The organism is Janthinobacterium sp. CG3 (assembly GCF_000344615.1).
Classification (GTDB): Bacteria; Pseudomonadota; Gammaproteobacteria; order Burkholderiales; family Burkholderiaceae_D; genus Janthinobacterium.
On the sequence record NZ_KB467824.1, the window covers coordinates 4,805,119 to 4,826,653 of the forward strand.

Annotated in this window: 20 protein-coding genes; 13 read left to right on the plus strand and 7 right to left on the minus strand. The window is 66.9% G+C overall.

What is annotated here, in order from left to right; all coding sequences use genetic code 11:
- Positions 1-6: 6 nt before the first annotated feature.
- Both JANGC3_RS0121350 and JANGC3_RS0121355 read left to right on the plus strand, forming a co-directional pair.
- Positions 7-426: a cytidine deaminase gene (locus tag JANGC3_RS0121350; protein WP_017878524.1), complete on the plus strand. Its 420-nt coding sequence runs from the start codon at positions 7-9 to the stop codon at positions 424-426.
- A 9-nt stretch (positions 427-435) separates the two neighbouring features.
- Positions 436-1,650 (plus strand): nucleoside deaminase, encoded by a 1,215-nt coding sequence (locus tag JANGC3_RS0121355; RefSeq protein ID WP_026133301.1) that lies wholly within the window; start codon positions 436-438, stop codon positions 1,648-1,650.
- Between the two features lie 42 nt (positions 1,651-1,692).
- On the opposite strand, the gene JANGC3_RS0121360 is transcribed toward JANGC3_RS0121355, so the two are convergent.
- From JANGC3_RS0121360 to JANGC3_RS0121385, 6 genes are all read right to left on the minus strand, one after another.
- A complete protein-coding gene (locus JANGC3_RS0121360) occupies positions 1,693-2,115 on the minus strand; it encodes a VOC family protein (protein ID WP_017878526.1) in 423 nt (140 codons plus the stop codon).
- Between the two features lie 177 nt (positions 2,116-2,292).
- Positions 2,293-2,571, minus strand: coding sequence for a hypothetical protein (locus tag JANGC3_RS0121365; RefSeq protein ID WP_017878527.1), 279 nt, complete (start codon positions 2,569-2,571; stop codon positions 2,293-2,295).
- A gap of 155 nt (positions 2,572-2,726) precedes the next feature.
- Positions 2,727-3,233, minus strand: coding sequence for a hypothetical protein (locus JANGC3_RS0121370; protein WP_035787878.1), 507 nt, complete (start codon positions 3,231-3,233; stop codon positions 2,727-2,729).
- Between the two features lie 118 nt (positions 3,234-3,351).
- Entirely contained in the window at positions 3,352-3,984 is a 633-nt protein-coding gene (locus JANGC3_RS0121375) for a LysE family translocator (RefSeq protein ID WP_017878529.1), read from the minus strand.
- A gap of 217 nt (positions 3,985-4,201) precedes the next feature.
- Positions 4,202-4,879, minus strand: coding sequence for a TetR/AcrR family transcriptional regulator (locus tag JANGC3_RS0121380; RefSeq protein WP_017878530.1), 678 nt, complete (start codon positions 4,877-4,879; stop codon positions 4,202-4,204).
- A gap of 35 nt (positions 4,880-4,914) precedes the next feature.
- A complete protein-coding gene (locus JANGC3_RS0121385; RefSeq protein WP_017878531.1) occupies positions 4,915-6,375 on the minus strand; it encodes an aminotransferase-like domain-containing protein in 1,461 nt (486 codons plus the stop codon).
- A gap of 227 nt (positions 6,376-6,602) precedes the next feature.
- On the opposite strand from JANGC3_RS0121385, the gene JANGC3_RS0121390 reads away from it, so the two are divergent.
- The 8 genes from JANGC3_RS0121390 to JANGC3_RS0121425 all read left to right on the plus strand — a co-directional run bounded on the left by JANGC3_RS0121390 (position 6,603) and on the right by JANGC3_RS0121425 (position 17,913).
- Positions 6,603-7,919: an aspartate aminotransferase family protein gene (locus JANGC3_RS0121390; protein WP_026133303.1), complete on the plus strand. Its 1,317-nt coding sequence runs from the start codon at positions 6,603-6,605 to the stop codon at positions 7,917-7,919.
- A gap of 97 nt (positions 7,920-8,016) precedes the next feature.
- Positions 8,017-9,132, plus strand: coding sequence for an alanine dehydrogenase (gene ald / locus JANGC3_RS0121395; RefSeq protein WP_026133304.1), 1,116 nt, complete (start codon positions 8,017-8,019; stop codon positions 9,130-9,132).
- A 29-nt stretch (positions 9,133-9,161) separates the two neighbouring features.
- Entirely contained in the window at positions 9,162-10,664 is a 1,503-nt protein-coding gene (locus JANGC3_RS0121400) for a CoA-acylating methylmalonate-semialdehyde dehydrogenase (RefSeq protein WP_017878534.1), read from the plus strand.
- 174 nt (positions 10,665-10,838) lie between these two features.
- Positions 10,839-12,209 carry an NAD(P)-dependent oxidoreductase gene (locus JANGC3_RS0121405; RefSeq protein WP_017878535.1) on the plus strand — a complete coding sequence of 457 codons (1,371 nt, stop codon included), beginning with the start codon at positions 10,839-10,841 and terminating at the stop codon, positions 12,207-12,209.
- Positions 12,209-13,483, plus strand: a complete 1,275-nt coding sequence (gene preA, locus JANGC3_RS0121410) for an NAD-dependent dihydropyrimidine dehydrogenase subunit PreA (protein WP_017878536.1) — start codon at positions 12,209-12,211, stop codon at positions 13,481-13,483. The genes JANGC3_RS0121405 and preA overlap by 1 nt, the downstream gene beginning before the upstream one ends.
- Positions 13,484-13,643: 160 nt before the next feature.
- Positions 13,644-15,128 (plus strand): NCS1 family nucleobase:cation symporter-1, encoded by a 1,485-nt coding sequence (locus JANGC3_RS0121415; RefSeq protein WP_017878537.1) that lies wholly within the window; start codon positions 13,644-13,646, stop codon positions 15,126-15,128.
- A 23-nt stretch (positions 15,129-15,151) separates the two neighbouring features.
- Positions 15,152-16,543 (plus strand): dihydropyrimidinase, encoded by a 1,392-nt coding sequence (gene hydA, locus JANGC3_RS0121420; RefSeq protein ID WP_017878538.1) that lies wholly within the window; start codon positions 15,152-15,154, stop codon positions 16,541-16,543.
- Positions 16,544-16,677: 134 nt separating this feature from the next.
- Positions 16,678-17,913, plus strand: a complete 1,236-nt coding sequence (locus JANGC3_RS0121425) for a Zn-dependent hydrolase (RefSeq protein WP_017878539.1) — start codon at positions 16,678-16,680, stop codon at positions 17,911-17,913.
- On the opposite strand, the gene JANGC3_RS29805 is transcribed toward JANGC3_RS0121425, so the two are convergent.
- Complete coding sequence (locus tag JANGC3_RS29805; RefSeq protein ID WP_017878540.1) at positions 17,890-18,768, minus strand: alpha/beta fold hydrolase; 879 nt, start codon at positions 18,766-18,768, stop codon at positions 17,890-17,892. The genes JANGC3_RS0121425 and JANGC3_RS29805 overlap by 24 nt on opposite strands.
- A 55-nt stretch (positions 18,769-18,823) precedes the next feature.
- Here JANGC3_RS29805 and JANGC3_RS0121435 point away from each other — a divergent pair, with 55 nt between their 5' ends.
- From JANGC3_RS0121435 to JANGC3_RS0121445, 3 genes are all read left to right on the plus strand, one after another.
- Positions 18,824-19,441 (plus strand): TetR/AcrR family transcriptional regulator, encoded by a 618-nt coding sequence (locus JANGC3_RS0121435; RefSeq protein ID WP_017878541.1) that lies wholly within the window; start codon positions 18,824-18,826, stop codon positions 19,439-19,441.
- The gene (locus tag JANGC3_RS0121440; protein ID WP_017878542.1) at positions 19,438-20,217 is read left to right on the plus strand and encodes an enoyl-CoA hydratase/isomerase family protein; all 780 of its coding nucleotides are present in this window, start codon (positions 19,438-19,440) and stop codon (positions 20,215-20,217) included. The genes JANGC3_RS0121435 and JANGC3_RS0121440 overlap by 4 nt, the downstream gene beginning before the upstream one ends.
- A gap of 122 nt (positions 20,218-20,339) precedes the next feature.
- The gene (locus JANGC3_RS0121445; protein WP_017878543.1) at positions 20,340-21,533 is read left to right on the plus strand and encodes an ABC transporter substrate-binding protein; all 1,194 of its coding nucleotides are present in this window, start codon (positions 20,340-20,342) and stop codon (positions 21,531-21,533) included.
- Positions 21,534-21,535: the final 2 nt, after the last annotated feature.

Consider the following 21,535-nt stretch of genomic DNA (forward strand, 5'->3'; position numbering starts at 1 on the left):
CGCAACATGAACAAGCAAGAACTGATCGCCGAAGCGGCCGCCGCGCGCCTGCTGGCCTACACGCCGTACTCGAACTTCAAGGTTGGCGCGGCGCTGCTGTGCAGCGACGGGCGCGTGTTCCGCGGCTGTAACGTGGAAAACGCCGCTTACGGCCTGTGCAACTGCGCCGAGCGCACCGCCTTCTTCAGCGCCTTCGCGCACGGCTACCAGCCGGGCGACTTCGACCAGTTGGTCGTCATCGGCGAAACCGACGGCCCGATCGCCCCCTGCGGCGCTTGTCGCCAGGTGATCCTGGAACTGGGCGGCAACGACCTGCCGGTGCTGCTGACCAATCTGAACGGCGACGTCTTCGAGACCACGGCCAGCGCGCAGTTGCCGAACGCCTTTGGCGGCGCCGACCTGAAAAAACCTCCCGAACGTCCATAAGGCCGCGCCGTGAACAAGACTATTGACGTGCAGGCGGCGGTGGCCATCGCCGCCGCCGAGGCCATGACGGCGAAGACGCAGGGCACCTTCGGCGTCGGCGGCGTGCTGCTCGACCAGTCCGGCAACGTGCTGCAATCGATGCACAACAACGTGGTGCGCAACGGCCTGATATTCGACCCGACCGCGCACGGTGAACGCCAACTGGTCGACTGGTATTTCGCCGAGCGCGCCAAGGGCGTGGCGCTGCCGCCGCCGGAGGACGTCACCATCGTCACCTCGCTCGACCCCTGCTGCATGTGCGCCGGCGCGATCCTGGCGGCGGGCTTCCACGTGGTGGCTGCGGCCGGCGACGCCAACGCCGGCATTAACTACGACGGCGACGCCAGCTTCACCGCGCTGCCGGCGCGCTTGCAGGCGCAGGCGGCGGCCAGTTTTTGCTACCCGGCCGTGCGCGGGCGCTCGGAGTACGCGCGCGCCGCCGCGGGCGCCGCGCCGAAGCCTTTCTTCATCGGCAAAACGGTGACCGAGCCGACCCAGGCGCTGTGCGCGCTGGTGTTTGAATCGACCTCGGAGGAGGTGATGGCATTGCTGACCGCCGATCCGGGCCAGCAGCAGTTGCGCGACCCGGCCAGCCTGCCCGCCGACCATCCGATCGTGCTGGCGCTCAAGCGCGGCGACCCCGCCGCGCTGGGCTACCGCGGCACGCCGCACCGGCCCGACGCCGGGCTGGCGCCGTTCCTGCTGGCGGCCATGGCGCAAGACCGCCTGAACGGCGGCGCCGGCGACGCCTGCGCCTTGCTCGACCTGTTCGGCAACCTGCTGTTGTGCGTGCCGGGCCAGCGCGCGCAGTCGGCCATCCGCACGCCGTTCATGGAGTGCACGCGGCGCTACGCGCAGTTGCGCTACGCGTTGATGCACGGCGCCGACGCGGCCCTGCAGGACGACGTCAGCCGCTACCTGGCGCACCCGAAGGAGGGCACCTTCGTGTTCGCCATCGGCCCCGACGACAGCGCGGCCAGCTTCATGAACCTGGGCGCGTATGGCTCGACCATGGAAGGGCCTTTGCCGGCGAATAATCCGGCCCAGTTCCAGTATGTGCGCGCCGGGCTGGAGCAGGCGGCGCTGAGTGCGCTGTGCGAGGGTTTGCCGCCGCTGTACCGCAACGTCATCAAGATCGGGCCGGTGCAGGTGCGCGACGCGGCGCTGATCGCCGCGCTGGCTTAGCCTGGCCCGAGTCTATTTGCATGCACCACATCACGGCGGCGCTCACCACGGGTCGTAGGTGCCCAGGCTCCACAGGTGGCCTTCCGGGTCGCGGCAGGTAAAGCCGCGTCCGCCGTAGTCCTCGTCCTTGATGTCGAGCACGATGGCGGCGCCGGCTTCGCGGGCGCGCTGGTACACGGCGTCGGCGTCGGCGACGACCAGGTAGCAGGTTTGGCTGTTGAGGTTGCCCAGCGCGCCGGGCTGCGCCATCAGGCGGCCGAATTCGGTGTCGAAGATCGAACTGAGCATCACCATACCGTTGCCAAAGCTTAACTGGGCGTGGGCGATGCTGCCGTCCTCGTTGGGCACTACCAGTTGCTGTTCAAAGCCGAATGCTCTGCACAACCATGCGATCGCGGCCGGCGCGTCGCGGTAGCGCAGGCAAGGGACGACGCTTGCCTTGGTGTTCTTCGGTATTGCGGACATGGAAAACTCCTACAACGCATAAAGAAGTTTGGATCGTTTTCCGCCGGTTTGCGTTCGCCCTCTCCGCGCGCCTGGGGCGCCCGTTGATCAGCGTCAGACGAACGCACGACGGCGCCGAAATCGCACAGAATCTATCGATATAGCCACTGTTTGTCGCGCGACAAGGCGGATGACGCGTTATTCATGCCGGGCCATGCCATGGCGGTCACGGCGCGGTTTGCCGCCGGCGCCGAAGGGCGCGTTGCGGATCAGCCATTTCAATACCAGGAAGACGAGGAACAGGCCGATCACCAGGGGAACGATGGTGATCAGCAGAGCCAGCACGACGCAGCTGACCAACAGCGACGGCCAGGACATATTGCTCACAATGCGCGCGCCCAGGCGGCCGATTCGCAACGTGCTTTGTTGCGTATCTTGGAACACCGATTTGAACGGTGGGGAATTGATGTCTTTCATGCCGTTTCTCCTGATAGGACGCTGCGCGGCCGCGAACTGCGGCTTGGCGATGACGGCACTATAGCGCGGCGGCGGCGCGCACGCCGCGCGTTTCCGACGAAACGCCGAAGCGGCGGCATGGCCGGCGCCGGCGCGCGACCAATCGCCCGCGGCGCCTACTCGAAGACTTTGAGCTTGAGCTGGAAGCTCAGGGCGCCGTATAAACGGTCCTTGTACGGCGGAACGAAGGCCAGGTTCAAGCCGACGCTGTTGTACTCGTAGCTGAGCGTCGGAATGATGGCTGGAAACCAGCCGCCGTCGCGCATTTTCGGATAGCCGCTGAAGGCGCCGACCACGGCGCCCAGGCGGAACGGCCCCAGCGCCACCGGCTGGTAGTACATGCCGGCGTAGTTCGAATAGGCGCGGTCGCTATTGTAGAAGCGCCCGGCGGTGGCCGACATGACCGTCGAGAAGCGGTACTCGGCGCCAATGCCGGGGTTGCTGTTGTTCAAGCCTTTGTCGCTGTCGAAGTGTGCCGAGTAGAAGCCGGCGTTGAGCCATACTTGCCGCAGCGCTTGGTTCTCGAGCAGTTCGAACGGTTGCGCGTTGGCGCTGGAACACAGCGCCAACAATAATGCGGCGCAAGCCCAGGGCAGCTTACGTGCCGGCGACAGGTAATTCATGAAGTTCCTTCAGATCTGATTGATTCGGGCGCGGCGGTGGCGCGTGCGCGCAAAGCTTACCCGCCGCCATGCCGAACCGCAAGCGTGGCGTCTACGGCAGCGCCTTCAGCCGGCGTCCTCAAGTGCGTTGGCTGGTCAGCAGTTTTAACCCCAGCAGCACAAACAACGAGCCGCCCAGGAATTTGACCGATTTGATGAAGCGGCTGTTCTTGACCTTGTGCTTGAGCCGGTTCACCGAAAACGAATAGAAAATGTGGACGCTGCCGACGCTGGCGGCGATGGTCAGGTACATGACGGCGAACTGCCAGCCCAGCGCGCGGCTCTGGTCGATAAATTGCGGCATGAAGGCGGACAGGAAGATCAAGGTCTTCGGGTTGCTGATCGAGACCAGGAAGGCGGAGCGGAACACGCCCGACTTCGACATCGGCGCGCCCGGCGCCTCGTCGCCGGTTGGGGAGCCGGGCTGGCGCGCGGTGCGGATCTGGCCGATGCCCAGCAAGATCAGGTAGGCCGCGCCCAGCACCTTCATCACCAGGAAAAACTCGGGCAGCGCGGCGATGGTCGCGCCGACGCCGCCGGCCACCAGCATGACGACGATGAGTTGCGCCGTCAGGTTGCCGAGGATGGTCAGCAGGGCCGAGGCGGAGCCGAATTTCAGGCTGTTGCGGATGACCAGCACGACGTTCGGCCCCGGCGTGATGGTGAGCAGGAAGTAGGTGGCGGCGAAGGTCAGCCACACGTGGAAGGCCATGGGAAGTCCGATTCTAAGGATGCGCTGTCGTATTGGTAATTATGCATGCTAGAGCGTCGCGGCGCCAACTGTTTGTTGGCACAGGGGGGATACCGACAAGTGAAGCATTTTCGGCGGTCGGGTGAGCTGGAACGGCGTAACCCGACTGGCGTCGGCGGCGGCTCGGCGTCGGATGACGCGTTCGCCGCGGCGGCCCCCGCATCCGAGCTACGCAAGCTTAACTTAGCGGCGCCGTGCCGGGTTCCAGGCGCACCGCCGCCAGCACCATCTGCGTGATCAGCTTTTCGCCGGCGTCGAAGTCGGCGCCGGTCAGCTGGGCGCGGTCCAGCACCAGCGCCATCTGCGCCGAGAAGTCGGCGTAGGACTGCGTCATCGCCCAGATAGCGAACAGCAGATGGGTGGCGTTGACCGGCGCGATCAACCCGGCCGCGATCCATTTCTCGAACACGGCGATGTCCTTGCGCAGCAGCGGCACCACGCGCTCGCGGATTTGCGCCCCGTACAACTGGGCGCCGCTGATGACCTCCATCGCGTACACCCGCGAGGCCCACGGCTGCTCGCGCGAGAAGCGCAGCTTGGCCTGGATGTAGGCGCGCAGCATGTCGTGCGGGTCCTGGTGGTCGTCGGCCAGGCTTTCCATGCGCTCCAGCCATTCGTCGAGCACGTCGTCGAGCACGCGCTGGTACAGCGCCTGCTTGGTGGGAAAGTAGTACATCAGGTTTTGCTTCGACAGCCCGGCGCTGTCGGCGATGGCGGCGATCGAGGTGCCCTCGTAGCCGCATTCGGCGAACGCGCGCACGGCCCGGGCGACGACGTCGGCTTCGAGCTTGTCGCGGTTCTGCACGCGCCGCTTGCCCGGGACCGGCGCGGCGTTCAGTGGTTTTGCTGGCGGCATGGCGGAACTTTCACCGTGACTGTCATCGTGGCCGCTTACCGGGGGCGGACCGACTGCAGGAACTTCAGCAGCGGCGGCGTGTCCGAGTAGGCGACGTTGAAGCGGAACCAGACCGTGTCGGGCTGGCGCAGCATGAAAAATTCGTTGGGCGACAGCAGGATGCCGGACTTCAGCGCCAGGTCGGCGATGACCTTGCCGTTCCAGTCCGGCGTCGGCGCGCGGTCCCAGCCGGCGCTGACGAACATGCCGCCGCGCGGGCGCGCCACCGGCGCCATGCCGGCCTGCGCCAGGCAGTCGATGCTGCGCTCGCGGCAGCCGTCGAGCTGGGTCGTCAGGCGCTCGATCATGCGCCGGTAGGCCCGCGACGACACCGCGTGGTAGACCGCGCGCTCGTTGATTTCGGAGGTGGTCAGGCCGGCCAGCATCTTCACCCGCACCAGTTCCGGCAGCAGCGAGTTGGACGCCGAGATCGAGCCGACCCGCAGCGCCGGCGACAGCGTCTTCGAGTAGCTGCCGACGCGGATCACGCGGCGCAGGCCGTCCATCGCCGCCAGCGAGGCTTCGCCGCGCGGCGTCAGTTCGCGGTAGATGTCGTCCTCGACCAGCCAGAAGTCGAACTGCTCGGCCAGTCCCAGCAGGCGGTGCGCCTGGGCGTGGCTGAGCGAGGCGCCGAGCGGGTTTTGCAGCACCGTGTTGACGAACATCAGTTTCGGTTGCGTGGCCGCGGCCTGGCGCGCCAGCGCCTCGAAGTCGAGGCCGGCGTCGCTGCGCGGAATGCCGACCGGGACGCAGCCGTGGTGGCGGATCAGGGACAGCAGGTTGCTGTAGCCGGGGTCTTCGACGAAGACGGTGTCGCCCGGCCTGGTCAGCGTGCGCAGGATCAGGTCGAAGGCGTGGGTGGCGCCGTGGGTCAGCACGATCTGGTCCGGCTCGACCGCGTACAGCTCCTCCGACAGCGTCGCCGCCAGGTGCTGGCGCAGCGACGGGAAGCCGAGCGGGTGGCCGTAGCCGCGCAGGCGGTTGGCGGGAATGCGCATGGCCTGGCGCACCGCGTCGAGGATGGTGTCCTCGCCGTACATCTCCGGCGGCAGCCAGCCGGCGCCGACCGGCAGCGCGTCCGACACGCCCGAGTACAGGTCGGGCGTGAGGGCGTCGATGGCGGTCGGGCTGGCGTGGATCGCCACCTGCGCCGAGGCCGCCGTCTCGTTGCGCGCGACGAAGTAGCCGGAGCCGCGCCGCGACGACAGCAGCCCGAGCGTGACGAGCCGGTCGTAGGCCTCGACCACCGTGAAGGTGGAGACGCCATTACACTTGGCGAACTGGCGCACCGACGGCATCTTGGTGCCGACGCGCAGTTCGCGCTGGCCCACCATCAGGCTGATGGCGGCGACGATCTGCTCGACCAGGCCGCCCTTCTTGCTGCGCTCGATGGCCAGCGTGGGCCAGCCCGATTTGGCGCAATCCGCCAGCTCGGCGGCGGTGCTAATCTCATTCATCCATTGTCCCCTTGTGAAGCACCGGACAGAACTGTATTGGTATTGTCGCCTGTACGGTTGGATGGTTTTGATATTTGTGTATCTGTGCCATAGTTGGCTGCCTGTCTATTATTGCACCATCATTTTGCCAACTGGTAAATTATTTTACGCTTGTAAAAACTTCCCGATGGAGCGATGCTGAAACCAGCGCTGGCTCCCGTCGAAACCGAAATTCAAAGGAGATTTGCATGAACGAATCCAGACCAGAATCGATGTCGTCGTTTTGGATGCCATTTACCAACAACCGCGACTTCAAAGCCAACCCGCGCCTGCTGGTGTCGGCCGAGGGCATGTACTACAAGGACGTCGACGGCAACAGCATCCTGGACGGCACCGCCGGCCTGTGGTGCGTGCCGTGCGGCCACGCCCAGCCGAAAATCGTCAGCGCCGTGCGCGAAATGGTCGGCCAGCTCGACTTCGCGCCGACCTTCCAGATGGGCCACCCGGCCGCCTTCGACCTGGCCGAAAAACTGATGGACTACACCGGCCACCGCTTCGGCCACGTGTTCTACACCAACTCCGGTTCCGAGGCCGTCGACACCGCGCTGAAGATGGCGCTGGCCTACCACAAGGCCCGCGGCGAAGCCGGGCGCACCCGCCTGATCGGCCGCGAGCGCGGCTACCACGGCGTCGGCTTCGGCGGCATTTCGGTCGGCGGCATCGCCGGCAACCGCAAAACCTTCGGCCCGCTGCTGCCCGGCGTCGACCACCTGCCGCACACGCACAACCTGGAAAAGAACGCCTTCACCCGCGGCGAGCCGGAATACGGCAGCCACCTGGCCGACGAACTGGAACGCATCGTCACGCTGCACGACGCCTCCACCATCGCCGCCGTGATCGTCGAGCCGGTGGCCGGCTCGACCGGCGTGCTGATACCGCCGAAGGGCTACCTGAAACGCCTGCGCGAGCTGTGCACCAAGCACGGCATCCTGCTGATCTTCGACGAGGTCATCACCGGCTTCGGACGCATGACGACGCCGTTCGCGGCCGACTACTTCGACGTCGAACCGGACATGATGACCACCGCCAAGGGCTTGACCAACGGCGTCGTGCCGATGGGCGCCGTGTTCACCAAACAGCACATCCACGACGCCTTCATGGACGGCCCGGCCGGCATCGAACTGTTCCACGGCTACACCTACTCGGGCCATCCGCTGGCCTGCGCCGCCTCGCTGGCGACGCTGGAAGTGTTCGAGGAGCAGCAGATATTGGAACACGCCCAGGGCGTGCAAGCCTACTGGGAAGACGCGGTGCATTCGCTCAAGGGGCTACCGCACGTGATCGACATCCGCACCATCGGGCTGATCGCCGGGATCGAGCTGGCGCCGATCGCCGGCAAGCCGGGCGCGCGCGCGTTCAGCGCCTTCAAACAGGCGTTCGCCGACGGCGTGCTGATTCGCACCACCGGCGACATCATCGCCCTGTCGCCGCCGCTGGTGCTGGAGAAAAAACACATTGACGAGCTGTTCGGCAAGCTCGCCAAAGTGCTGAAGAACCTCGACTAAACCGAGGCGCGTCAAAGCGGGGCCAGACCCTCGGGGTCTGCCCCCCCAATATCTGCGGTTGGCGGTGCAAACATACCTATAAAAACAGGAGACCAGCATGCTAGTAGGCGTCCCAAGAGAGATTAAAAACCAGGAATCGCGCGTCGGCCTTACCCCGGCCAGCGTACGCGAGTTGGTTCTGCGCGGGCACACGGTGCTCGTGCAGAAGAACGCCGGCCTCGCCATCGGTCTGACCGACGCGATGTACGAGGCGGCCGGCGCCGTGACGGTTGAATCGGCCGGGGAGATTTTTGCCCGCGCCGAGATGATCGTCAAGGTCAAGGAGCCGCAGCCGCAGGAATGCGCGATGCTGCGCCCTGGCCAGATCCTCTACACCTACCTGCACCTGGCCCCCGACCCGGAACAAACCGCCGCGCTGGTGCAATCCGGCGCCATCTGCATCGCCTACGAAACCATTACCGGCCACGGCGGCGGCCTGCCGCTGCTGGCGCCGATGAGCGAGGTGGCCGGCCGCATGGCGATCCAGGCCGGCGCCGCGCACCTGGAGAAATCCAAGGGCGGCATGGGCCTGCTGCTGGGCGGCGTGCCGGGCGTGGCGCCGGGCCACATCGCCATCCTCGGCGGCGGCGTGGTCGGCACCAACGCGCTGCAGATGGCGGTCGGCATCGGCGCGCGCGTCACGGTGCTCGACAAGAACGTCGACCGCCTGCGCCAGCTCGACCTGGTGTTCGGCAACCGCATCGTCACCCAATATTCGAACGCGCAATCGATCGAGGAGGCGGTGCTCGACGCCGACCTCGTCATCGGCGGCGTGCTGGTGCCCGGCGCGGCCGCGCCGAAGCTGGTCAGCGCCGCCATGATAGCGCGCATGAAGCCGGGCGCGGTGGTGGTCGACGTCGCCATCGACCAGGGCGGCTGCTTCGAAACCTCGCGCGCCACCACCCACGCCAACCCGACCTACATGGTCGGCGACGTGGTGCATTACTGCGTCGCCAACATGCCGGGCGCGGTCGCCCGCACCTCGACCTTCGCGCTCAACAACGCCACCATAGCCCACGCCGTGGCGCTGGCCGACAAGGGCTGGCGCCAGGCCATGAAAGACAATTTGCACCTGAAGCACGGCTTGAACGTGTGCCAGGGCCAGATCACCTACGAAGCGGTGGCCAGGGACCTTGGCTACCTATATGTACCGGCCGACACCGCGTTGGCCTGAACCGATTCTTTTTATTAAAGCGAACCATCATGAGCAATCTCGACACCATCACCCATTTCATCAACGGCGCCTTCGTCGACACCCAGAGCGGGCGCTACGCCGACGTCTTCAACCCGGCGCTGGGCGAGCCGGTTTCCAAGGTCGCGCTGGGCACGGCGGACGACGTGGACGCGGCGGTGCGGGCCGCCGCCGCCGCCTTCCCGTCGTGGTCCGCCACGCCGCCGCTGGGGCGCGCCCGCGTCCTGTTCAAGTACCTGCAGCTGTGCCAGCAGCACACCGACGAATTCGCCGCGATGCTGACGCGCGAGCACGGCAAGACCTTCGCCGACGCCCAGGGCGAAGTGGCGCGCGGTATCGAGATGGTCGAATTCGCGGTCGGCATTCCGCAATTGCTGAAGGGTGAATTCACCGACCAGATCTCGCGCGGCATCGACGCCTGGTCGATGCGCCAGGCGCTCGGCGTGGTGGCCGGCATCACGCCGTTCAACTTCCCGGTGATGGTGCCGATGTGGATGTTCCCGGTCGCCATCGCCTGCGGCAACACCTTCATCCTGAAGCCGTCCGAGCGCGATCCGTCGGCCTCGCTGCTGCACGCCAAGCTGTTGAAGCAGGCCGGCCTGCCGGACGGCGTCTTCAACGTCATCCAGGGCGACAAGGTGACGGTCGACGCGCTGCTCGACCATCCGGTGGTGCAGGCCATCAGCTTCGTCGGCTCGACCCCGATCGCCGAATATATCTACGCCCGCGGCAGCGCCAGCGGCAAGCGCGTGCAGGCGCTGGGCGGCGCCAAGAACCACATGGTGGTGATGCCCGACGCCGACATGGACATGACGGTCGACGCGTTGATCGGCGCGGCCTACGGTTCGGCCGGCGAGCGCTGCATGGCGATCTCGGTGGTGGTGGCGGTGGGCGACGCCGGCGACAAGCTGATCGACGCACTGGCAACGCGCACGGCCGCACTGAAAATACGCGACGGCATGGCGGCGGACGCCGAAATGGGGCCGGTGGTGTCGTCGGCGGCCAAGCAGCGCATTGAAAAACTGATCGGCGAGGGCGTCGAGCAGGGCGCCACCCTGCTGGTGGACGGGCGCAACTGCAAGGTGGCCGGACGCGAGAACGGCTTCTTCGTCGGCGGCACCCTGTTCGACCACGTGACGCCGGAAATGTCGATCTACAAGGAGGAGATTTTCGGGCCGGTGCTGTGCGTGATGCGCTCGCCGGACGTGGCCAGCGCGGTCGCGCTGATCAACAACAACGAGTACGGCAACGGCGTCGCCGTGTACACCCGCGACGGCGGCGTGGCGCGCGAATTCGTGCGGCAGATCCAGGTCGGCATGGTCGGCGTCAACGTGCCGCTGCCGGTGCCGATGGCCTTCAACAGCTTCGGCGGCTGGAAGCGCAGCATGTTCGGCGACCACCACGCCTACGGCCCGGAAGGCGTGCGTTTCTACACGCGCCACAAGGCCGTGATGCAGCGCTGGCCGAACACCGCCAGCGCTGGTGTGGAATTTGCTTTCCCACAGATGAAGTAATTGGACGTGCCGCGGCGGACCTACGAAATACGCCTGTCCGTGGGCGCTCACCGTAGGTCGGGTTAGCGCGGCGTAACCCGACAAGCGCCGCCGCCGACCCTGTCGGGCGACGCGATGCAAGCGCAGTTCGAATTCAGCCATAGAAGTCCCGCCCAACACTACGCAGGAATCGAAATGATGATCGAATCTCTCAAATACCTGCCGCGCCCGCTGGAGTCGAACGACGCGCTGCAGCGGCATTTCACCGACCTGGCGCCGGCGCTGACCGCGCGCCAGGCGGCCATCGAAAGCGCGCGTTGCCTGTACTGCTACGACGCGCCCTGCACGCGCATCTGCCCGTCGGAAATCGACGTCGCCAGCTTCATCCGCAACATCCACGACAAGAACGTCAACGGCGCCGCGGTCGGCATCCTGAAGCAGAATATCCTGGGCGGCAGCTGCGCGCGGGTCTGCCCCACCGAGATCCTGTGCGAGGACGCCTGCGTGCGCAACCACGACGCCGAGGGCCAGCCGGTGCGCATCGGCGCGCTGCAACGCTACGCGGTCGACCACATGCAATTCGCCGGCCATCCGTTCAGCCGCGCGCCGTCGACCGGCAAGACGGTGGCGGTGGTCGGCGCCGGCCCGGCCGGGCTGTCGTGCGCGCACCGGCTGGCGATGCTGGGCCACGACGTGGTCGTCTTCGAGGCGCGCGAAAAAGCCGGCGGCCTGAACGAATACGGCATCGCCAAATACAAGCTGACCGACGACTTCGCGCGCAAGGAGGTCGAGTTCCTGCTCGGCGTCGGCGGCATCGAGATCCGCTGTGGCCAGACCCTCGGCGGCAACCTGGCGCTGAGGGATTTGCACGCGCGCTACGACGCCGTCTTCCTCGGCCTGGGCCTGGGCGCCAGCCGCCGCCTCGGCCTGGCCGGCGAGGACGCGCCCGGCCTGCTGGCGGCGGTCGACTACATCGCCGCGCTGCGCCAGTGCGACGACCTGGCCGCGCTGCCGCTGCCGGCCCGGGCCATCGTCGTCGGCGCGGGCAACACCGCCATCGACATGGCGGTGCAGCTCAAGCGCCTGGGCGCCGCCGAGGTCACGCTGGTGTACCGGCGCGGCTTCGAGGCCATGAGCGCCACGCTGCACGAGCAGGACATCGCCAAGGCCAACCAGGTGCGCCTGCTGACCTGGGCCCAACCGCAGGACGTGATCCTCAACAGCGCCGGGCTGGTGGCCGGCATGCGCTTCGAGAAAACCGCGCTCGAGGGCGGCCGCCTGGTCGGCACCGGCGCCACCTTCGAAGTCGCCGCCGACGCCATCTTCAAGGCCATCGGCCAGAGCCTGGACGGCGCCAGCCTGGGCGACGCGCTGGCGGCGACGCTGCCGCGCGAGGGCGACAAAATCGCCGTCGACGCGCGGTTCCGCACCATCGTTCCGGGCGTCTACGCCGGCGGCGATTGCGTCGCGCCGGGGCAGGACTTGACGGTGCAGGCGGTGCAGCACGGCAAACTCGCCGCGCTGGCCATTCATCACGACATCCAATCCACAGTGGAGGCTGCATAATGGCCGATCTCAGCATCGATTTTTGCGGTATCAAGTCGCCCAATCCATTTTGGCTGGCCTCGGCGCCGCCGACCGACAAGGCTTACAACGTGGTGCGCGCCTTCGAGGCCGGTTGGGGCGGGGTGGTGTGGAAGACGTTGGGCGAGGACCCCGCCGCCGTCAACGTGTCGTCGCGCTACTCGGCGCTGTACGGCAAGAACCGCGAGGTGGTCGGCTTCAACAACATCGAGCTGATCACCGACCGCAGCCTGGACATCAACCTGCGCGAAATCACCCAGGTCAAGAAGGATTGGCCGGACCGCGCCATGATCGTCTCGCTGATGCTGCCCTGCGAGGAGCCGCTGTGGGCCGCCATCCTGCCGCTGGTCGAAGCCACCGGCGCCGACGGCATCGAGCTCAATTTCGGCTGCCCGCACGGCATGCCGGAGCGCGGCATGGGCGCGGCGGTGGGCCAGGTGCCGGAGTACGTGCAGCTGGTCACCAGCTGGTGCAAGAAGCACTCGAGGCTGCCGGTGATCGTCAAGCTGACGCCGAATATCACCGACGTGCGCATGCCGGCGCGCGCGGCCAAGGCCGGCGGCGCCGACGCGGTTTCGCTGATCAACACCATCAACTCGATCACCTCGATCGACCTCGACCTGATGGTGGCGCGGCCCATCGTCGGCGGCGCCAGCACCCACGGCGGCTACTGCGGCGCGGCGGTCAAGCCGATCGCGCTGAACATGGTGGCCGAGATCGCGCGCGACCCGCAGACGCGCGGCTTGCCGATCTCCGGCATCGGCGGCATCGGCAACTGGCGCGACGCGGCCGAGTTCCTGGCGCTCGGCGCCGGCTCGGTGCAGGTTTGCACCGCCGCCATGCTGCACGGCTTCCGCATCGTCGAGGAGATGAAGGACGGCCTGTCGCGCTGGATGGACGAGAAGGGCTACCGGTCGATCAGCGAATTCTCCGGCAAGGCGGTGGCCAACACCACCGACTGGAAATACCTGGACATGAACTACCAGGTCATCGCCCGGATCAACCAGGACGATTGCATCAAGTGCGGCAAGTGCTACGTCGCCTGCGAGGACACCTCGCACCAGTCGATCGCCCAGCTGATCGACGCGGCCGGCGTGCGCACCTACGAGGTCATCAAGGAGGAGTGCGTCGGCTGCAACCTGTGCGAAATCACCTGCCCGGTGCAGGGCTGCATCAGCATGGTGCCGCAGGATACCGGCAAGGCGTATATGAACTGGACGCAGGACCCGCGCAATCCTCGGGCGGAGGTGCGATAAGGGCGGTATTTGATATAAACTCATATCGTCCGCGGCGCCCGTTAAAGCCACAGGCGAGGACTGCGGGCGGACCCCCCGAGGTCTGGCCCCGGCCCTTTGCCGTTGCTTTCAACAGCGCTCCCGGCCCCTTGGTTGAATTATAAAAAATGGAGAAAAACCTGTGAACAAAGACATATCAGCCAACCCCCAACTGTGGAACGAGGACCTGGCCCCGACCACGGCGGCGCAGCGCACCTGGCGCTGGTACCACTTCGCCGCCCTGTGGGTCGGCATGGTGATGTGCATTCCCGCCTACACGCTCTCGGCCAGCCTGATCGACAGCGGCATGTCCGGCATGCAGGCGGTGCTGACGGTGTTCCTGGCCAACGCCATCGTGCTGCTGCCGATGTTGCTGATCGGCCACGCCGGCACCAAATACGGCATTCCCTACGCGGTGCTGGCGCGCTCCTCCTTCGGCACCAGCGGCGCGCGCCTGCCGGCGCTGATGCGCGCCATCGTCGCCTGCGGCTGGTACGGCATCCAGACCTGGTTCGGCGGCCAGATGATCTACACGCTGGCGGGCGTGCTGCTCGGGCACGAACTGGGCGGCGACAAGATCGCCGGCCTGGGCATCAACGCCAGCCAGCTGCTGTGCTTCCTGACCTTCTGGGCCATCCAGTTCTACTACATCCTGCATGGCATGGACGCCATCCGCAAACTGGAAACCTACACCGCGCCGCTGAAAATCGCCATCTGCTTCGTGCTGCTGGCCTGGGTCCACGACAAGGCCGGCGGCTTCGGCGCGCTGTTCGAGCAGCCCTCGCAATTCGTCGCGGGCGGCAAAAAAGCCGGCCAGTTCTGGGCCGTGTTCTGGCCGTCGCTGACGGCGATGGTCGGCTTCTGGGCCACGCTGGCGCTGAACATCCCCGACTTCACCCGCTTCGCCAAAACCCAGCGCGACCAGATCCTGGGCCAGAGCATCGGCCTGCCGGTGCCGATGGGCCTGCTGGCCATGCTGGCCGTGATCGTCACCTCGGCCACCGTGGTCCTGTACGGCAAGGCCATCTGGGACCCGGTCGACCTGGCCAGCCGCATGACCGGCGCGGCCGTGCTGATCGCCCTGATCGTGCTGCTGGTCGACACCGTCAGCGTCAACCTGGCGGCCAACCTGGTCGGCCCGGCCTACGACTTCTCGTCGCTGGCGCCGAAGCAGATCTCGTACAAGGTCGGCGGCTACATCACCGCCTCGATCGCGATCCTGATGATGCCGTGGAAAATACTTGAATCGACCCAGGGCTATATCTTCACCTGGCTGATCGGCTACTCGGCCCTGCTGGGGCCGATCGCCGGCATCCTCATCGTCGACTACTACTTCATCCGCAAGACCGAACTGGACGTGCCCGAGCTGTACCGCGCCGACGGCGCCTACTCGTACGGCAACGGCTGGAACATGGCGGCGCTGGTGGCCTTCGTGCTCGGCGTGCTGCCGAACATTCCGGGCTTTCTGAACGCCGCGTTCCCGCAATCGTTCCCCGCCGTCGGCGACGCCTTCAAGACCGTGTACACCTACGCCTGGTTTGTCGGCGTCGGTATTTCGGCGCTGGCGTATGGCCTTATGATGAAGGGCAAAACCGTGCCGTCCCTGCGCGCCGCGGCCCAGCCCTAACCGAGCTTAAACAGGAGAACTGAATGACAACGATCATCCGCGGCGGCACCGTCGTCAACGCCGACCGCGCCTTCCGCGCCGACGTGCTGTGCTACGGCGACAAGATCGTCGCCGTCGGCGAAAACCTGGACGCGCCGGCGTCGGCCAAGGTGATCGACGCCGGCGGCCAGTACGTGCTACCGGGCGGTATCGACACCCACACCCACATGAACCTGCCGTTCATGGGCACCGTTACCGCCGACGACTTCTTCAGCGGCACCGCCGCCGGCCTGGCCGGCGGCACCACCACCATCATGGACTTCGTCATCCCGGCGCCGCGGCAGTCGCTGCTGGAGGCCTACCACACCTGGCGCGGCTGGGCCGCGAAATCGGCCGGCGACTACACCTTCCACGTCGCCATCACCTGGTGGGACGACAGCGTCCACGCCGACATGGGCACCTTGGTGCGCCAGCACGGCGTCAACAGCTTCAAGCACTTCATGGCGTACAAGAACGCCATCATGGCGGACGACGAGACGCTGGTGAAAAGCTTCACCCGCTCGCTGGAACTGGGCGCGCTGCCGACGGTGCACGCCGAGAACGGCGAGCTGGTGTTCCAGCTGCAGCGCGACCTGCTGAAGAAGGGTATGACGGGGCCGGCCGCGCATCCGCTGTCGCGCCCGCCGGCGGTGGAGGCGGAGGCGGCCAACCGCGCCATCGCCATCGCCGACGTGCTCGGCACGCCGGTCTACATCGTCCACGTCTCCTGCGCCGAATCGCTAGCCGCCATCACGCGCGCGCGCGCCAACGGCCAGCGCGTCTACGGCGAGGCGCTGGCGGGCCACCTGGTGATCGACGACAGCGTCTACCAGCACGCCGACCCGGCCGTCGCCGCCGCCTACGTCATGAGCCCGCCGTTCCGCGGCAAGCACCACCAGGCGGCGCTGTGGCACGGCCTGCAAAGCGGCAACCTGCAGACCACCGCGACCGACCACTGCACCTTTTGCGCCGAGCAGAAGGCGGCCGGGCGCGACGACTTCACCAAGATCCCGAACGGCTGCGGCGGCGTCGAAGACCGCATGTCGGTGGTGTGGGACGCCGGCGTCAACAGCGGCAAGCTGACGCCGTCCGAATTCGTCCGCGTCACCTCGACCAACGCCGCGCAGATCTTCAATATGTACCCGCGCAAGGGGCTGATCGCGGTCGGCGCCGACGCCGACCTGGTGGTGTGGGACCCGCAGGGCACGCGCACCATTTCGGCCAAGACCCAGTACGCCAAGGGCGGCTTCAACGTCTTCGAAGGGCGCACCGTGCGCGGCGTCGCCACCACCACGGTCGCCGCCGGCAACGTGGTCTACCACCGCGGCGAATTGACGGCGGTCGAGGGCGCCGGCCGCTACATCGAACGCCCGGCGTTCGCGCCGGTGTCGGCTTAGGAACCGCAGCGCCAAGGTGCCGTTAAGTTGACGCGATTTTCGTAGCTCGGGTTAGCCGGAACGGCGTAACCCGAGCTACGACACGCTAATTTAGCGCCATACCAACGGAACACCAACCGAAGGAGCATCCGAACATGAGTGAACTGCGTATCAACGGCGAGCGCCTGTGGGCCGCGCTGATGGAACTGGCGAAGATCGGCGCGACGCCGAAGGGCGGCGTCAAGCGCCTGGCGCTGACGGACCTGGACAAGCAGGGCCGCGACCTGGTGGTCGGCTGGGGCCGCGAGGCGGGCCTGAGCATCACCGTCGACCAGATCGGCAACGTCTTCATGCGCCGCGACGGCAGCGACAACACGCTGGCGCCGGTGGTCACCGGCAGCCACATCGACACCCAGCCGACCGGCGGCAAATTCGACGGCAACTACGGCGTGCTGGCCGGGCTCGAAGTGGTGCGCACCCTCAACGAGCACAACGTCACGACCGTCGCGCCGATCGAAGTGGCGTTCTGGACCAACGAAGAGGGCTCGCGCTTCGTGCCGGTGATGATGGGCTCGGGCGTGTTTTGCGGCGCCTTCAGCCTGGAGACGGCCTACGCCGCCAAGGACACCGAGGGCAAGACGGTCGGCGAGGAGCTGGCGCGCATCGGCTATCTGGGCGAGCAGGTGCCGGGCCGGCACCCGATCGGCGCCTACTTCGAGACCCACATCGAACAGGGGCCGGTGCTGGAAGACGCCGACGTCGTCATCGGCGTGGTGCCGGCGGTGATGGGGCTGTCGTGGTACGACTGCGTGGTGAGCGGCATGGAGGCGCACGCCGGGCCGACGCCGATGGGCCTGCGCAAGGACGCGTTGCAGATATCGACGCGCATCATGCAGGAAGTGGTGGCCATCGCCAACCGCTACCCGCCGTACGGGCGCGGCACGGTCGGCATGGTACAAGTGTTCCCGAACAGCCGCAACGTCATCCCGGGCGAAGTCACATTCAGCATCGACCTGCGCAACGTCAACGAGGCGCTGCTCAACACCATGCACCAGGAAATGCTGGCCTTCATCGAGCGCACCCGCGTCGACTCGGGCTTGGCGATCAGCGTCGAACGGGTCTCGTACTACCCGCCGTGCCCGTTCCACCCGGACTGCGTCGACGCCGTGCGCAAGGCCACCGCCCAACTCGGCTACAGCAGCATGGACGTGGTCTCCGGCGCCGGCCACGACGCCATCTACGCGGCGCGGCTGGCGCCGTCCGGCATGATCTTCGTGCCGTGCAAAGACGGCATCAGCCACAACGAAATCGAAGACGCCCAACCGGCGCACCTCGAAGCGGGCTGCAACGTCCTGCTGCACGCCATGTTACAGCGCGCCGGCACCGCCTGAGCGATCCGCGGCCAGGTGGCGCAGCAGGGCGGCGCCGAACGCTTCGGGCTGTTCCCATTGCGGCGCGTGGCCGGCGCCCGCCAGGCCGACTAGTTGGGTGGTGCCCGTCATGCGCGCCAGGTGGTGGAAGGTGGCTTCGGCGTAGAGCCGGCTTTCTTTGCCGTAGATGTATTGGCAGCGCTCGCCCAGCGCCGGCAGCAGCGCGCGGTAGTCTTGCCGCGCCATGTCGGTCCACAGTTGCGCCAGTCCTTCCGCGGCGTTGGCGCGCATCAGGGCGCCCAGGCGCGCCAGTAGCGCCGGATCGGGGCTGGCGCCGCGGGCGAATAGTTTGGCCGCGCTGATGTCGGCGAGGCGGCCCCAGTTGGCGCGCACCGCCGCCGCCGTCGGCGCCACCATCGTTTCCGGGTAGCCGCCCGTCAGGCCGTCGCTCCATGCGGCGTCGGTGACGATTTTCGCCGTCATGTCGACGACGCTCAGTTTGTCCAGCCCGCCCAGGCCGTCGCCGCGCAGGTGCTCCCACGCGACCATCGCGCCCATCGACCAGCCTACCAGCGAGTAGCGGCCCAGTTCAAGGTGGGCGATGAGTTCGCGCAGGTCGGCCGCCAGCATGGCGATGCTCAGCGGCGCCCCCGGCACGCCCGGCGACCGGCCGTGGCCGCGCAGGTCGGGGACGATCAGCCGCAGGCCGCGCCCGGCCAGCGCCGTTTGCCGCTCGAAGAAGTCGCCCGAGGCGCCCCAGCCGTGCAGCAGGATGACAGGGACGGGCGCGGGCGCGCCGGCGCCGCTGTCGCGGTAGTGCAGCCGCGCGCCGTCGCGTAGCGCGAGCTCGGAATTTGTGCCGGTAGTCGTTGACATTGTTGTTTTTCAATATACAATATGACGCATGAATCATATTGTATATTGAGTAGCCATGCAAGCGACCCCAGTCAAGAAAATCGACCCGCCGAAGACCGCCCGCGGCCTGAAAACGCGCGCCAAGATCCTCGCGGCGGCCGAGCAGGTGTTCGGCAACAAGGGCTTCCACGCCGCCTCGATCGCGGAAATCACCCAGGTCGCCGAGGTCTCGCAGGGTACCTTCTATATCTACTTTCCGGACAAGGAAGAGGCGTTCCGCGCGCTGGTCGAGTACATGGGCCAGGAAACGCAAGCCTTCATCCGCCAGCGCACCGGCGCCGCGCAGAGCCGGATCGAGGCCGAGCGCCTCGGTTTGCAAGCCTTTCTGTCTTTCGTCGCCGAGCACAAAAACCTGTACCGCATCGTGCTCGAGTCGCTGTTCGTCGACGAGGCGATCTACCGCAACTACTTCAGCAACTTCGGCGCGCTGTACCAGGGCCGGCTCGCGGCGGCGGCGGACAACGGCGAGATCAGCGCCGGCGACACCGAGGTGCGCGCCTGGTGCCTGATGGGTATCAGCCATTTCCTCGGCATGCGTTACGGCCTGTGGGACAACCCGCAGGCGCACGCCCGCGTGGTCGACGCCGCCACCGATTTCATCAGCAACGGCTTGCGCGCGGGCGGCGCCACATGACGGCGCTGGTGCTGGTCGAGCGCGACGGCGCGATCGCGCGTCTGGTGTTGAACCGCCCGGCGCGCCACAACAGCCTGGTGCCCGAGTTGTTGCGCGCGCTGCTGGCGGCGCTGGACGCCTGCGAGGCCGACGCCGGCATCGGCGCGCTGGTGCTGGCGCACGCCGGAACGTCGTTTTCAACCGGCGGCGACGTGCGCGCCTTGCATGAACAGGGCGAGGGCATCGCCGCCTACGGCGCCGAGCTGGTCGGCCTGCTCAACGAGGCCATCGTGCGCCTGGCCGGCGGCGCCAAGCCGGTCGTGGCGGCGGTCGACGGCATCGTCACCGGCGGCGCGCTCGGCCTGGTGCTGGCCTGCGACATCGTGCTGGTGTCGGCGCGCGCCAGCTTCACGCCTTATTACGTCGACGTCGGCTTCAGCCCGGACGGTGGTTGGAGCGCGTTGCTGCCGGCCTTTATCGGCCCGGCGCGCGCGCGCACGGTGCAGTTGCTGAACCAGCGCATCAGCGCCGAGCAGGCGCTGGCCTGGGGCATGGCGTCGAAGCTGGTGGCGTCGATCGACATGGCCGACCAGGCCGCCGCGACGGCCCGCGCCGTCGCCGCCAAGGTGCCCGGCAGCGTGCGCCGCACGCGCGCCTTGCTGGGGCCGGACCCGCTGCGCCTGGCCGCGGCGCTGGAGCGGGAACGCGTCGAATTTTTACGCCAGCTGGTGAGCGCGGAGGCGCAGCAAGGCATGCGGCGGTTCTTGTCCCAGGGCAGCCAGGCGCTACAGCGTTAATAGCTGATACGGGCGCGACGATGTACGGTTTCATGCATGTGTCATCCAGTGTCAAGGGCGCGCTACGCGGCGTCTTGGCGTCAGTGCATCTCCACCATCATATGAAAAAGGATAGAAGAGACATGAATACCATATCGTTGACGATGAAGGCCGCCGGCGCGCTGCTGGCGCTGGCGTGCGCGAGTACGCCGGCGCGGGCCGCCGATATCAAAATCGCCCACATCTATAGCAAGACCGGCGCGCTGGAAGCCTACGGCAAGCAGACCCAGACCGGGCTGATGATGGGGCTGGACTACGCCACCGGCGGCAGCATGACCGTCAAGGGCCGCAAGATCGTCGTCATCGAGAAGGACGACCAGGGCAAGCCGGACGTCGGCAAGTCGCTGCTGGCGCAGGCCTACGGCGACGACAAGGTCGACCTGGCCGTCGGCCCGACCTCGTCGAGCGTGGCCATCGCCATGCTACCGGTGGCCGAGGAATACAAGAAGGTGCTGCTGGTGGAGCCGGCGGTGGCCGATTCGATCACCGGCAGCAAGTGGAACCGCTACGTCTTCCGCAGCGGGCGCAACTCGTCCCAGGACGCCATCGCCAACGCCGTCGCGCTGGACAAGCCGGGCGTGACCATCGCCACGCTGGCGCAGGACTACGCCTTCGGGCGCGACGGCGTGAAGGCCTTCTCCCAGGCGCTGTCGGGCAAGGGCGCCAAACTGGTGCACGAGGAATATCTGCCCACCTCGACCACCGACTTCACCGCCGGCGCCCAGCGCCTGATCGACGCGCTGAAGAACCAGCCCGGGCGCAAGGTGATCTTCGTGATCTGGGCCGGCGCCGGCAACCCCTTCAAGATCGCCGACCTGGACCTGAAGCGCTACGGCATCGAGATCGCCAGCGGCGGCAATATCCTGCCGGCGATGGCCGCCTACAAGCAGTTCCCCGGCATGCAGGGCGCCACCTATTATTACTTCGGCATCCCGAAGAACCCGGCCAACACCTGGCTGGTCGCCGAGCACTACAAGAAGTTCAAGACGCCGCCCGATTTCTTCACGGCCGGCGGCATGGCGGCCGGCATCGCGCTGGTGGAGGCGCTGAAAAAGGCCGACGACAGCGGCTCGGAAAAGCTGATCAAGGCCATGGAGGGCATGGAGTTCCAGAGCCCGAAAGGCAAGATGGTGTTCCGCAAGGAGGACCACCAGGCGCTGCAGTCGATGTACCACTTCCAGATCAAGGCCGATCCGGCGTTTGCCTGGGGCGTGCCGGAGCTGGTGCGCGAGCTGACGATCGAGGAGATCAAGGTGCCGCTGCGTAACAAGCTGTGACG

What these genes read in the sequence shown, in the direction of transcription:
- JANGC3_RS0121350 (WP_017878524.1), top strand. Translation starts at nt 7, where the DNA reads ATGAACAAGCAAGAACTGATCGCCGAAGCGGCCGCCGCGCGCCTGCTG.
- JANGC3_RS0121360 (WP_017878526.1), bottom strand. Translation starts at nt 2,115, where the DNA reads ATGTCCGCAATACCGAAGAACACCAAGGCAAGCGTCGTCCCTTGCCTG.
- JANGC3_RS0121365 (WP_017878527.1), bottom strand. Translation starts at nt 2,571, where the DNA reads ATGAAAGACATCAATTCCCCACCGTTCAAATCGGTGTTCCAAGATACG.
- JANGC3_RS0121370 (WP_035787878.1), bottom strand. Translation starts at nt 3,233, where the DNA reads ATGAATTACCTGTCGCCGGCACGTAAGCTGCCCTGGGCTTGCGCCGCA.
- JANGC3_RS0121375 (WP_017878529.1), bottom strand. Translation starts at nt 3,984, where the DNA reads ATGGCCTTCCACGTGTGGCTGACCTTCGCCGCCACCTACTTCCTGCTC.
- JANGC3_RS0121380 (WP_017878530.1), bottom strand. Translation starts at nt 4,879, where the DNA reads ATGCCGCCAGCAAAACCACTGAACGCCGCGCCGGTCCCGGGCAAGCGG.
- JANGC3_RS0121385 (WP_017878531.1), bottom strand. Translation starts at nt 6,375, where the DNA reads ATGAATGAGATTAGCACCGCCGCCGAGCTGGCGGATTGCGCCAAATCG.
- JANGC3_RS0121390 (WP_026133303.1), top strand. Translation starts at nt 6,603, where the DNA reads ATGAACGAATCCAGACCAGAATCGATGTCGTCGTTTTGGATGCCATTT.
- ald (WP_026133304.1), top strand. Translation starts at nt 8,017, where the DNA reads ATGCTAGTAGGCGTCCCAAGAGAGATTAAAAACCAGGAATCGCGCGTC.
- JANGC3_RS0121400 (WP_017878534.1), top strand. Translation starts at nt 9,162, where the DNA reads ATGAGCAATCTCGACACCATCACCCATTTCATCAACGGCGCCTTCGTC.
- JANGC3_RS0121405 (WP_017878535.1), top strand. Translation starts at nt 10,839, where the DNA reads ATGATGATCGAATCTCTCAAATACCTGCCGCGCCCGCTGGAGTCGAAC.
- preA (WP_017878536.1), top strand. Translation starts at nt 12,209, where the DNA reads ATGGCCGATCTCAGCATCGATTTTTGCGGTATCAAGTCGCCCAATCCA.
- hydA (WP_017878538.1), top strand. Translation starts at nt 15,152, where the DNA reads ATGACAACGATCATCCGCGGCGGCACCGTCGTCAACGCCGACCGCGCC.
- JANGC3_RS0121425 (WP_017878539.1), top strand. Translation starts at nt 16,678, where the DNA reads ATGAGTGAACTGCGTATCAACGGCGAGCGCCTGTGGGCCGCGCTGATG.
- JANGC3_RS29805 (WP_017878540.1), bottom strand. Translation starts at nt 18,768, where the DNA reads ATGTCAACGACTACCGGCACAAATTCCGAGCTCGCGCTACGCGACGGC.
- JANGC3_RS0121435 (WP_017878541.1), top strand. Translation starts at nt 18,824, where the DNA reads ATGCAAGCGACCCCAGTCAAGAAAATCGACCCGCCGAAGACCGCCCGC.
- JANGC3_RS0121440 (WP_017878542.1), top strand. Translation starts at nt 19,438, where the DNA reads ATGACGGCGCTGGTGCTGGTCGAGCGCGACGGCGCGATCGCGCGTCTG.
- JANGC3_RS0121445 (WP_017878543.1), top strand. Translation starts at nt 20,340, where the DNA reads ATGAATACCATATCGTTGACGATGAAGGCCGCCGGCGCGCTGCTGGCG.